This is a genomic window from Blautia sp. MSK.18.38, assembly GCF_024460535.1.
In the GTDB taxonomy this organism is placed as follows: Bacteria; Bacillota; Clostridia; order Lachnospirales; family Lachnospiraceae; genus Blautia_A; species Blautia_A fusiformis.
In genome coordinates this window covers 54,444-67,214 of the sequence record NZ_JANFYP010000003.1, presented here as the reverse complement: position 1 = coordinate 67,214, position 12,771 = coordinate 54,444, and the positions used below count along the sequence as shown (strand labels likewise).

Genomic DNA, 12,771 nt, shown 5'->3' with positions numbered 1-12,771 from the left:
ATCAAATTCCCTCCTTCAGTTCCAGGATCACAAAAACAAGAAAGACCACCAGTGCCGCGATCAGAACGCAGACTGCCACTGCAGCGATCGCTCTGTGAAATTTCTTTTTTCGGATATACCTTCTGGATTTTCGGATATCCTCTTCCAGAAGCTCCTTAAAATCCAGAACAGTATCTTCCTGTTTCTCATCCAGCTGCTGCATGGCCTTATGTACAATGAAATATGTGGCAAGCTCATCGTAGCAGGAGGAACACTTCTCAATATGCTCCAGAAAATCCTCCAGATCATTCAACGGCAACGTATGATCGATATATTTATTAACCATTCCCTCTGCAATACGACAGTTCATATTTTTCCTCTCTTTCAAAGCAGCGGATTCTCCCATATGATAAGCCTCTTCTGAGATCCCGCTTCACAATTTGCCCCAGACTGGGGAAATATTTCCCAGAATGTTATATCATTATAGCGAATTAAACGTTGAATGACAAGGGCGGTTTCCTGTGGTATACTTGAGATGTCCCGGTCAGAAAACAGAAAAACTGACCAAATATGAAAATCCAGGCAAGGAGGATCACCATTATGAAATCTATAGCAATCGTTACAGACAGTAACTGCGGCATGTCTCCCACTCAGGTAAAAGACCTTGGCATCTACATGCTTCCAATGCCGTTTTTTATAGATGATAAGGAATATCTGGAAGACATTGACATGAACCAATCAGAGTTCTTTCAGCATCTTGAACAAAATCCAGGCTGCAGAGTTTCCACATCCCAGCCTACACCGGAATCCGTCACTACCCTCTGGGACAAGCTGCTCAAAGACTACGACGAGATCGTACATATCCCCATGTCCAGCGGTCTCTCCAGCTCCATGCAGACTGCCCGCATGCTTGCAGAAGACTATGATGGCCGTGTACGTGTCGTAAACAACCAGAGGATCTCCGGGACCTTACGTTACTCTGCCATCGAGGCTATCCAGCAGGCTAAAAACGGTCTCTCTGCCGATGAGATCGGAACCTGGCTGGAAAAAACCCGCTTCGACTCCAGCATCTATATCACTGTAGCTACTCTGAAGTACCTGAAACAGGGCGGCCGCATCACTCCTGCAGCTGCAGCCCTCGGAACCATGCTCCGTCTGAAACCGGTTCTGCAGATCCAGGGCGAAAAGCTGGACGCCTTCTCCAAGGCCCGCACCATGACCCAGGCAAAAAGCACTATGACTAAAGCCATCAAAGATGACATTGCAGACCGCTTTGGAGAAAAGATCAACCTGGATGTCATCCACTCCCACAACCTGGAAGCAGCCGAAGAATTCCGAAAAGAAGTCCTCACCACCTTTCCGAATATCGGTGAAGTCAACATCTTCCCTCTCTCCCTGAGCGTTTCCTGCCACATCGGCCCCGGAAGTCTGGCACTCACCTGTTCCAAGGTACACCCGGAAATATGGTAAAGACTAGTCAGAAGCAATCCACATGGCCAGAGCACAGCCGGAGGGAATACTTCTGTATGGCTCTGTCTCTGGATGAGGGCTGCTAGTCCTTAGGTTCTAAAAATCTGCGTTAAATCTGCGTTATTAAAAAAAGTTCGGCTGTCTGAGCGGCAACAAGCCGCGAGTTCCGAACTTTTTTTAATGGTTTTAGCAGATTTTCAGGGTCTTAGAACTAACGCCCAACGGAAGCCGAAGACCATACAGAAGTATTCCCTTCGGCGTCCCTCCCGCCAACATATTTAATTTTCCTGTGTATTCTCAATCTCCACCGGCGCTTCATTCAAGATCTTCATAAACTCCTCACCGGTGATCGTCTCATGCTCATACAGATACTTGGCAATCTCATGGAGCTTTCCGATATTATCTGTCAGGATCTTCGTAGCCTTTTCATGCTCCCGTCTTACAAGCTCCACAACCTTCTTGTCCAAAAGCGTCTGCGTCTCAAAGGAACAGGTTAGACTTGCATCTCCGCCAAGATACTGATTGCTTACATTTTCCATGGCAACCATGTCAAAATCATCACTCATACCATACCTGCTGATCATCGCTCTGGCAATCTTGGTCGCCTGCTCAATATCATTGGAGGCACCGGTAGTAATGGAATGGAAGATCAGCTCTTCCGCTGCACGGCCGCCTGTAAATGTAGCGATCTTATTCTCCAGTTCTTCCTTAGTCATCAGGAAATGTTCCTGCTCATCTACCTGCATGGTATATCCCAGTGCACCGGAGGTACGTGGAATGATCGTGATCTTATGGACCGGTGCAGAATCTGTCTGCTTGGCAGCAACCAGTGCATGACCAACCTCATGATAGGAAACGATCAGCTTTTCCTTATTGGAAAGTACACGGTTCTTTTTCTGATATCCGGCAATAACAACTTCGATGCTTTCTTCAAAATCCGCCTGTGTGGCAAATTTCCGTCCGTCGCGGACTGCACGGAGAGCTGCCTCGTTGACAATATTGGCAAGCTCCGCACCGGAGGCACCGACTGCCGCCTTGGCAATTTCATCAAACCGGACTGTATCCGCAATTTTGATCTTCTTGGCATGAACCTTCAGGATTTCCTCACGCCCCTGAAGATCCGGAAGCTCAACCGGGATCCTTCTGTCAAAACGTCCCGGACGAAGAAGTGCAGGGTCAAGGGAATCCGGTCGGTTGGTAGCTGCCAGGATCACAACACCCTTGGAACCGTCAAAACCGTCCATCTCTGTCAAAAGCTGGTTCAGTGTCTGCTCACGCTCATCGTTTCCGCCGCCCATTCCGGAGCCGTCACGTTTCTTACCGATCGTATCGATCTCATCAATAAATACGATACATGGTGCCTTCTCATTGGCCTGTTTAAAAAGATCACGGACCTTGGCAGCACCCATACCCACAAACATCTCCACAAATTCCGAACCGGAAATTGAGAAAAACGGAACCTCCGCCTCACCGGCAACTGCCTTGGCAAGAAGAGTTTTACCGGTTCCGGGAGGGCCTACAAGAAGGGCACCCTTCGGCATGGAGGCACCGATCTCTCTGTATTTCTCCGGATTATGAAGGAAATCTACAATTTCCGTCAAAAGCTCCTTGGCTTCATCCTCACCGGCAACATCTGAAAATTTGATTCCCGTAGAGGATTTCACATAAACCTTGGCATTGCTTTTGCCAAAGGACATCATTCCTCCCGGTCCTCCGTTTCCCATGGAACTCATCATCTTCTTGCTGAGCCAGCGTCCCAGGAGAATAAAGATTGCGATCGGGAGTACATATCCCAGGATCAGAGATAAAAGCAGGGACTGTCTCTGCGGTGCAGTACCCTCTATACTTACGCCCGCATCGTAAAGATGGGATACAAGATCCTGATCCTCTACAGATACCGTCTTACAATAGACATCATTTCCATCTACCTTCATCGTATAATAGATATAATCAGAATTAATAGTTGCTTCATATACTTTTCCTCTGTCTACAGCTTTCAGGAAGGTGGTGTAATCGGTCTCTTTTACACTTCTCTCAGAAAGAGCAGGAAGAGCAAAAACATTCAGCAAAACAATAATTACGACCGCAATAATGTAATATACATACAGCGGCCGCTTCTCTGGTTTTTTTGAATTCAGATTCATGCAGTCTCCTCCGTTATCTTATAGTATATTGCTATATCCACAGTGCTATATCAAGTGGTACAGCCTTGTAGTACACTCTACCACTTTTTTCAGTCAATTTCAAGGATGCCTCATCCGATTTCATAAACTTTTTAGAATTAAAAATATTTCCAAATAATACCTTTATTCTGAAAAAATCCTTGCAAGCCACCTGATACTGTGCTATTATAATAAATGGTTATGCCGCTGTGGCGGAATTGGCAGACGCACTTGACTCAAAATCAAGCGGAGCGATCCGTGCCGGTTCGAGTCCGGCCAGCGGCATTCGCATAAAAGACCTGACGGAGAAATCTGTCAGGTCTTTATTATATACTATCAAAAAACACGAAAGGAATAAAAAAATGGAAAAAGACAAAAGCTTTTTAGGAACCGAGTCTGTCGGAAAGCTTCTTCTGCAGCTTGCACTTCCTACCGTTGCCGCACAGCTCATCAATATGCTCTACAATATCGTCGATCGTATCTATATTGGTCATATTCCCGGAGAGGGTGCTCTTGCCCTTACCGGTGTAGGTGTATGTATGCCGCTTATTATGGTCGTATCTGCCTTCGCTGCTCTTGTCGGAAACGGAGGCGCTCCCAGAGCCAGCATCTTTATGGGTAAAAATGACACGTCGAAAGCCGAACAGACTCTCGGAAACTGCTTCACCATGCAGATCATCATCTCCCTGATCCTGACTGTTATCCTGTTTCTCGGAAACCGCAGCCTTCTCCTTGCATTCGGCGCCAGTGCAAACACCATCGACTATGCGGTGGGTTACATGAATATCTATGCAGTAGGAACTATCTTTGTACAGCTGACTCTTGGCATGAATAATTTCATCACAGCCCAGGGATTCGCAAAAACCGGAATGCTCTCCGTATTGATCGGTGCGATCTCCAACATTATTCTGGATCCGGTTTTTATTTTCGGATTCCACATGGGTGTCCGGGGCGCTGCTCTGGCAACGGTGATCTCCCAAGCATTTTCCTGCATCTGGGTCCTCTCCTTCCTCTTTGGAAAAAAGACCTTCCTGAAGCTTCGGAAAAGCACCATGAAACTGAAAGCCGATATCATTCTGCCCTGTATGGCTCTTGGCTCTTCTCTCTTTGTCATGCAGCTCAGTGAAAGCGTTATCTCTGTCTGCTACAATTCCTCACTCTTAAAATACGGCGGGGATGTTGCCGTAGGAGCCATGACCATCCTTACCAGCGTCATGCAGTTTGCCATGCTTCCTCTTCAGGGACTTGGTCAGGGTGCACAGCCTATCATCAGCTACAACTATGGTGCACGTAACGAAAAACGTGTACGTTCTACATTTAAGCTTCTTATAAAAACAAGTGTTTCTTATTCCGTGATCCTGTGGCTGATCATTATGATCTTCCCGCAGATCTTTGCCGGAATGTTTACTTCGGACAGTACATTACTTGCTTTCACAAAAACAGCGCTCCGGATCTATATGGCAGTTGTGTTTATCTTTGGTATCCAGATTGCCTGCCAGATGACCTTTATCTCCCTTGGCAGAGCCAAAGATTCCATCATTGTGGCTATTGTCCGGAAATTTATTCTGGTCATCCCGCTGATCTATATCCTGCCCAATATTTTCCGTGCTGACCGGACAAATGCAGTTTATATGGCCGAGCCGGTTGCGGATATCCTGGCCGTTACATTTACTGCCATCCTGTTTTTCTTTGAGTTTAGAAAAGCCCTGGCAGAAATCTCCGGCAGCCGGAAGCTGTAACCCTGCATTTGACCACCTTCCGCCCTGCTCGCGATCTTATACCTACCAGACACTTAAACATAAAACAGCCTTCCGGCATCATTACCAAGATGCACAGAAGGCTGTTTTTATATATTTCCGCTATTTTATTTCAATTCGTCTTCATCCTGAAGAAGTTTCTCAAAAACAGGGAAGCAGTCAAAGGTTGCAAAATAATCTCTCGGTGTCTCGGCACGACGGATCATCTCAAAGCTGCCGTCCTCATGAAGAAGGATTTCTGCAGATTTCAGTTTACCATTGTAGTTATAACCCATTGCAAAACCATGAGCACCTGTATCATGGATCACAAGAAGATCTCCCTTGTCGATTTTCGGAAGCATACGGTCAATGGCAAATTTATCATTATTCTCACAGAGGGAACCTGTCACATCATATTTATGATCGCACGGCTCTTTCTCCTTACCCATAACCGTAATGTGATGATAAGCACCATACATAGCCGGACGCATCAGATTTACTGCACAGGCATCTACGCCGATATACTCTTTATGTGTATGCTTCTCATGGATTGCTTTTGTGACAAGGCAGCCATACGGTCCCATCATGAAACGGCCAAGCTCTGTATAGATCGCAACATCACCCATTCCTTCCGGAACAAGTACTTCTTCATAAACCTTGCGGACACCCTCACCGATCACACGGATATCATTTGGCTCCTGATCCGGTTTATAAGGAATTCCGATACCACCGGAAAGGTTGATGAATTTAATGTGTGCACCTGTCTCCTTCTGAAGCTTCACGGCAAGCTCAAACATAACCTTTGCAAGCATTGGATAATAATCATTGGTCACTGTGTTGCTTGCAAGGAATGCATGGATTCCGAACTCTTTGGCACCTTTGGATTTCAGGATACGGAATGCGTCAAAGATCTGCTCGGTAGTCATTCCGTATTTTGCATCTCCGGGATTATCCATGATACCGTTACTGATCTTAAATACTCCACCTGGATTGTAACGGCAGCTGATCACTTCCGGGATTTTTCCGAGAGCTTTCTCTACGCTCTCAATATGTGTAATGTCATCAAGGTTGATGATCCCACCGATCTCATCTGCATATCTGAACTCTTTCTCCGGTGTGTCATTGGAAGAAAACATGATATCGCCCTTTTTGCAACCTACTGCCTTGGCCATCATAAGCTCTGTTTCTGAGGAGCAGTCGCAGCCACAGCCATACTCCTGCAGAATATTGATCAGATATGGATTCGGTGTTGCCTTTACCGCAAAAAATTCCTTGAATCCTTTGTTCCATGCAAAGGCCTCTTTCAGGGCTTTTGCATTCTCACGGATTCCCTTCTCATCATAGAGATGGAAGGGTGTCGGAAACTTTTCAGTAATTTCGTTGAGTTTCTCAAGTGTCACAAATGGTTCTTTTTTCATAATAACTGCATCTCCTGTTTTTCCGACTGCTGTTCCCGAAGAAAACTCAGTCTTATTCTGCCTCGATCACGTGCATCATATTTGTCACTGCACCACGACCGTTTGTCATGTTGGTCGCAGGGTCTCCTGCTGTAAATACAACAAGGTCTCCTTTATGTATCAGATGACGGCTGCGGACAACATTCATAGCCTGAGACATGATATGGTCCGTGGTATCTCTCTGATATCCTTTCAGAGGTGTTACACCCCAGATCAGCTGAAGTTTATGCTGGATGGTTGAGTTTGGTGTGATCGCATAGATCGGAACCTTCGGACGGAAATTGGAGATCAGTCTGGCTGTATTTCCACTCATTGTCGGTGTTACGATAGCGTTCGCCTTCAGGTTCTTTGCAGTACGCACCGTTGCAAGTGCCACCGCACTGGAGATCTTCTCTCTTCCATCCATGGAACGATGTTCAATAAACACTTTATAATCCAGATGCGGCTCTGTCATCTCTGCGATATCTGCCATCATCTTAAGAGCATCAACCGGATATTTACCAGCTGCTGTCTCTCCGGAAAGCATGATCGCATCGGTTCCGTCGTAGATCGCATTGGCAACATCAGCTACCTCTGCACGTGTAGGACGCGGATTACGGATCATGGAATCAAGCATCTGTGTTGCTGTGATAACCGGTGTATAATGTTCATTACACTTACGGATGATCGCCTTCTGGATGTGAGGTACCTGGCTTGCAGGAATTTCCACACCGAGATCTCCTCTGGCAACCATGATACCGTCAGATGCTTCAATGATGGAATCAATATTCTCAACACCCTCTGCATTCTCGATCTTCGCGATAATACCGATATCCTTTCCACCATTATCATTCAGAAGCTTACGGATCTCACGGATCACCTCTGCGGAACGAACAAAAGATGCCGCGATGAAATCAAATTTCTGCTCGATACCAAAGATAATATCCTTCTTATCCTGCTCTGTGATTCCCGGAAGATTTACTTTTACATAGGGAACATTTACACCCTTCTTCTCTCCCAGCTCACCACCGTTTAAGATATCACAGACAATATCGGTTCCCTTGATCGCCTTAACCTCCAACTCGATCAGACCATCATCAATGAGGATCCTGTTTCCCGGTTTTACATCCTTGTAAAGTGTCTCATATGTGATAGCAACCTTTGTGCTGTCGCCTTCAAAATCGCCAATTCCAAGTACAAACTGTTTTCCCGCTTCCAGCTTAACCTTCTGTCCGTCCTTTAAAAGTCTAGTACGGATCTCCGGTCCCTTTGTATCAAGAAGCATGGCAATAGGCATATCAAGCTCCTCACGAAGCTCCTTGATCATATCCACACGGCCCTTCTGCTCCTCGTGGTCTCCGTGAGAAAAGTTGAATCTGGCAATATCCATTCCATTCTCCATAAGAGCCTTCAGAGTTTCCCTGTTATTGCTGGCAGGTCCAAGTGTACAAATGATCTTAGTTTTTTTCATAATCAATTATTCTCCTTCTTTTTACGTTTTACTGTACGTGTTTATGTGTAAATAAATGATCCTGACAATATTCATAATTTCCGTTGCACTTTGAGCAGAAACGAAACTCCAGGTTTGGGTCATCCTTTTCGGTACGTCCGCAGATCGCACATTTATGCTTGGCGATCCCATCCGGACCGGACCCTGTTCTGGAAGGAGCCACAGCCTTCTTAAACTGCTGCCTCCTGTGGATCTCCTTCGGATTGTATCGGTTCATATCACGGGTACTGAAATAAAAGATCACAAAGTTTAAAAGTGATGCTACGATCGGTACTACACCTACCCAAAGCCCGACTCGAAGATAAGATACGATATCCCACGCAATGAACAGTCCGTATACAAAGGCCATCCATTTCATCCTGATCGGGATCACAAACATAAGAAGCAGCTGAAGATCCGGATATGTGACTGCATAGGCAAGGAAAATAGAAAGACTGATATAATATGTGGTAAAAATATTTCCGCCAAGAGAATAGGCGATCCCGTTCATCACCACATAACCACCTGTAAATACATGTAAAAGCACTGCTGCGATCACAGTAAACAAAACACCTGAAAAAATATACAATGTGTACCGAAAAGTTCCCCAGGTACGTTCCAGTGAAGTACCGATCGGATAATAGAAAAAAAAGATTGCGAGAAGGAACATCACAAGATTGCCGGTTCCTCCCACACTGGACGGCGGATAGATCACCCATGTCACCAGTCTCCAGATCTGTCCCTTCATGACCATGGACATATCAAGACTCAGCATATTCAAAACTCCCGGAGCAAACATAGCCAGAAAATACCCCAACACATAACATCCGATGATGTAAACAGTCAGATTCGGAACCCCGAATCTTCCGAATTTACGTTCCAGTTTGTCGATAAATTTCATTAAAATCTCCTTTCAGAAAACTTTTGAAAATCAGAAAAATCGCTTCTTGGAAAGAATGATCGCTGCCACAACACTGATTGCCACAGAAATCAGGATAATGATCAGAAATCCCAATGGGCTCCTTGATAAGGGCATACCGGAACCAGCCACATTCATTCCGTAAGCACTGAACACAATAGTCGGAATACTCATGACAATGGTAATGATCGCCAGTACCTTCATAACGATATTCATATTATTGGAGATGATCGATGCAAAAGCATCCATAGTTCCGTTCAGGATACCGCTGTACACATTGGCCATTTCGATTGCCTGCTTATTCTCAGTGATGACATCCTCCAGAAGATCGGTGTCCTCCGGATATTTCTTGATGCTGTCTATCTTCAGAAGCTTCTCCAGCACAACCTCATTGGACCGGAGTGACGTAATAAAATAAGTCAGGGATTTCTGCAGCTCCAGAAGCTCGATCAGCTCCTCATTTCTTGTGGAAAGATGCAGTTTTTCTTCCACCTGCTCACTTTTTTTGTCAATGATACGCAGATAACGCAGGTACATGCTCGCATTTCTATAAAGGATCTGAAAGATAAAACGGGTCTTCATATAGGTAAAAAAGCTCCGGACTCTTCCCTCCATAAATCTGGTAAGAACCGGTGTGTCCTCCAGACAGATGGTAAAGATCATAGACCCCGTCACAATGATGCCAAGCGGTATTGTCCCATACCAGTCCTTGTCATTACGTTCCTCGATCATAGGAACATCAACCAGGATCAGTGTATAATTATCCTCAACTTCGATACGTGACCGTTCTTCCTCATCCAAAGGGGATCGTAAATCGTCAACCTCTATATCAAACTTCTCGGAAAATTCAAAAATCTCTGTTGCCGTCGGATTCGTCAGCGCAATCCAGCAGCCTTCCTCCGGTTCCTGTATCTGGTGGATGGCTCCGTCTATTGTCTTGTAAATCCTTACCACGATTCCCACTTCCCTTCTCTTGCTTTTCTTTTGCCAGGGCAAAATTCTTTTTTATTATAAATAGTCAAAATAGCTTTGTCAATTCATACCTTTTCTTTTTAAAAGAGCTTTTAAATAATTTCACATGATCTTTACATAAAAATTCATTCTGCCTTCCACGTTCTTTACATTTTTTCCGGCTTCCTATATAATGATTCCAGAATTCCAACGAAAGGAAGTTATACAAATGAGTCAGTCATCATTCGGAAAAAAATTCGTGGTTACCACCTGGGGAGAATCTCACGGCAAGGCTATCGGTGCCGTTCTCGACGGCTGTCCCGCAGGTCTTTCTCTCTGCGAAGAAGATATCCAGGTTTTTCTTGACCGGAGAAAGCCCGGTCAGAGCCGTTATACAACTGCCCGTAAGGAAGGAGATCTGGTGGAAATCCTTTCCGGAGTTTTTGAAGGAAAGACTACCGGTACTCCAATTTCTCTTCTGATCCGCAATACAGATCAGCGTTCCAGAGATTACGGAAATATCGCATACTCCTATCGTCCCGGTCACGCAGACTTTACCTTTGACCAGAAATACGGATTCCGTGATTACCGTGGAGGTGGACGCTCCTCCGGAAGAGAAACCGCCGGACGTGTGGCAGCCGGTGCCATTGCCATCAAGCTGTTAAACGAACTTGGCATTACATTTACTACCTACGCAAGATCCATCGGTCCTGTAGAGATCCGGTCCTTCTCAGAAGAAGAGATCCGAAATAATGCACTCTGCATGCCAGATGCCGACGCAGCCGCAAAGGCATCTGCCTATCTCGAACAATGTCTGAACAGTCAGGACAGTGCCGGCGGTGTGATCGAATGCCGCATCAAAAACGTTCCTGCCGGTCTGGGCGATACGGTTTTTGACAAGCTGGATGCTACCCTCGCTCATGCGATCATGTCCATCGGTGCTGTAAAAGCTGTTGAGATCGGTGACGGCATCAATGTGACACGTCTTACCGGTTCCGAAGACAACGACGGTTTTGTACAGAAAGACGGCATTATTTCCAAAACCTCCAACCACGCAGGTGGTATTATGGGTGGTATGAGTGATGGCAGCGATATCATTCTCCGTGCACATATCAAACCAACTCCTTCCATCAGTCAGTCTCAGTCTACTGTGACTAACACCGGAGAAAACCTGGAGCTTGAGATCAAAGGCCGGCATGATCCGGTGATCGTACCGCGTGCAGTAGTCGTTGTGGAAGCTATGGCAGCACTTACCATTACAGATGCACTTTTTAACAATATGAGTGCACGGATGGATCGTATCCACGAATTTTATCAGCGGTAATTTCACATTTTGACCTGTCAGATAAAAAATTATAAATGCGCAAAAAAACAGACTCAGGGAAAGTTCCTACTCGTCCCTGAGTCTGTTTTTGTCTGTCTGTGCAAGACTTACTTTGATCAATCCTGTTCTTAATCTAACTGCTCCCATGTATCCGGTACCGGCCAGATATGGATACAGTTCGGTGTCTCGATCTTTCTTGGTTTTTCGTTCATCATGATGATATTCTTTTCATAATCCACAGTGAAAACGGTAATACTGTTGCTGGCATGATTGGCAACAGCAATATGCTTGTTATCCGGGAAGATCATAAGATCCTTCGGGTAATCACCACTGATCGGAAGTGTAAATTTCTTGGTCAGAAGGCCTGTTTCCTGGTCTACTGCATACATAGTCACAGTATTTTCCCCTGCTGTTGTACAGAAAAGATATTTACCGTCCGCAGAAAGAGACATACCGGAAGCTGCGTTATGGAGCGCATCATTGGAATCCTCTTTTCCAAGAGTGGTAATGCTCTGAAGCAGCTGGAACTCCGGGTTCTTACCGCTTCCGTCATAGCTGTATACCTTCACCTCATTGCTGAGCTCAAAAAGAAGATATGCAAATCTTCCGTCATCACTGAAGCGGATGATACGAGGGCCGCTCTCTCTCGGGCAGCGAAGAATGTCAACCAGCTCCAGTTTGTCTTTCTTCTTATTGATACGATAGATCTTAACCTGATCGATACCATTATCTACCGCACAGAGATACTTATTATCCGGTGTCGGACGTACACAATTAACATGCGGACGGAAGTTACGCTCTGCCACGCTTCCAAGTCCCTTGTGGAAAACGCCGTCCATAACACTTCCCAGACGGCCGTCTTTATGTGTATGTACAACCGTTACCTTACCATCATGGTACCCTGCCACATAAAGATATCTTCCGTCCACATCTGTTGCAAGATAGCAGCCTCGCATTCCGTTGATATCCACACTGTTGAGGCGGGTAAGATCACCGTTCTTGTCTCTTTCAAATACAGCTACACCCTCATCCTCAATGGAATACAGATATTTACCGTTTTTTGATACTGCCAGATGAGAAGCATTGCTAACTTCCACTTCGCTTCGTTCTGTGAGTGTTCCTTTTTCTACATCTACATCGTATACCTGAATTCCCTTACTGGTTCCATGGGTATATGTTCCCACGTAAGCCACGTACTTCTTTTTTCCCATAAGTTCTGGCCTCCTGCTTTTTACATTGGTTACGTATTTTTGTGTTTATTTTATCACAAAGCTTCTGCAAGAACAAGTTACCATCCTGTTATCT

10 protein-coding genes and 1 tRNA gene are annotated in these 12,771 nt (G+C 45.5%); 4 read left to right on the top strand and 7 right to left on the bottom strand.

The features are described 5' to 3' along the window. Nucleotide 1 precedes the first annotated feature (1 nt). Nucleotides 2-385, bottom strand: coding sequence for an anti-sigma factor family protein (locus NE638_RS02985; protein ID WP_021652535.1), 384 nt, complete (start codon nucleotides 383-385; stop codon nucleotides 2-4). A 194-nt stretch (nucleotides 386-579) separates the two neighbouring features. On the opposite strand from NE638_RS02985, the gene NE638_RS02980 reads away from it, so the two are divergent. Beyond that, nucleotides 580-1,449 carry a DegV family protein gene (locus tag NE638_RS02980; protein ID WP_044962134.1) on the top strand — a complete coding sequence of 290 codons (870 nt, stop codon included), beginning with the start codon at nucleotides 580-582 and terminating at the stop codon, nucleotides 1,447-1,449. Nucleotides 1,450-1,727: 278 nt separating this feature from the next. Here NE638_RS02980 and ftsH read toward each other — a convergent pair whose 3' ends face one another. Next, nucleotides 1,728-3,593, bottom strand: a complete 1,866-nt coding sequence (gene ftsH / locus NE638_RS02975) for an ATP-dependent zinc metalloprotease FtsH (protein ID WP_015525255.1) — start codon at nucleotides 3,591-3,593, stop codon at nucleotides 1,728-1,730. Between the two features lie 221 nt (nucleotides 3,594-3,814). On the opposite strand from ftsH, the gene NE638_RS02970 reads away from it, so the two are divergent. Continuing rightward, nucleotides 3,815-3,896, top strand: a tRNA-Leu gene (locus NE638_RS02970). Nucleotides 3,897-3,973: 77 nt separating this feature from the next. After that, a complete protein-coding gene (locus tag NE638_RS02965; RefSeq protein WP_110103270.1) occupies nucleotides 3,974-5,350 on the top strand; it encodes an MATE family efflux transporter in 1,377 nt (458 codons plus the stop codon). A 125-nt stretch (nucleotides 5,351-5,475) separates the two neighbouring features. On the opposite strand, the gene NE638_RS02960 is transcribed toward NE638_RS02965, so the two are convergent. From NE638_RS02960 to NE638_RS02945, 4 genes are read right to left on the bottom strand one after another with little or no spacing between them, the layout of a single operon-like run. Beyond that, on the bottom strand, nucleotides 5,476-6,765 hold the full coding sequence (locus tag NE638_RS02960; protein WP_173722174.1) for a diaminopimelate decarboxylase: 1,290 nt from the start codon (nucleotides 6,763-6,765) through the stop codon (nucleotides 5,476-5,478). A 52-nt stretch (nucleotides 6,766-6,817) separates the two neighbouring features. Further along, a complete protein-coding gene (gene pyk, locus NE638_RS02955) occupies nucleotides 6,818-8,254 on the bottom strand; it encodes a pyruvate kinase (RefSeq protein ID WP_059085912.1) in 1,437 nt (478 codons plus the stop codon). Between the two features lie 28 nt (nucleotides 8,255-8,282). Beyond that, nucleotides 8,283-9,173, bottom strand: coding sequence for a hypothetical protein (locus NE638_RS02950; protein WP_022426903.1), 891 nt, complete (start codon nucleotides 9,171-9,173; stop codon nucleotides 8,283-8,285). 30 nt (nucleotides 9,174-9,203) lie between these two features. Next, nucleotides 9,204-10,145, bottom strand: coding sequence for a magnesium transporter CorA family protein (locus NE638_RS02945; RefSeq protein ID WP_022426904.1), 942 nt, complete (start codon nucleotides 10,143-10,145; stop codon nucleotides 9,204-9,206). A 226-nt stretch (nucleotides 10,146-10,371) separates the two neighbouring features. On the opposite strand from NE638_RS02945, the gene aroC reads away from it, so the two are divergent. Next, complete coding sequence (gene aroC / locus NE638_RS02940; protein ID WP_022426905.1) at nucleotides 10,372-11,466, top strand: chorismate synthase; 1,095 nt, start codon at nucleotides 10,372-10,374, stop codon at nucleotides 11,464-11,466. A gap of 128 nt (nucleotides 11,467-11,594) precedes the next feature. Here aroC and NE638_RS02935 read toward each other — a convergent pair whose 3' ends face one another. After that, complete coding sequence (locus NE638_RS02935; RefSeq protein WP_022426906.1) at nucleotides 11,595-12,677, bottom strand: lactonase family protein; 1,083 nt, start codon at nucleotides 12,675-12,677, stop codon at nucleotides 11,595-11,597. Between the last annotated feature and the right edge of the window lie 94 nt (nucleotides 12,678-12,771).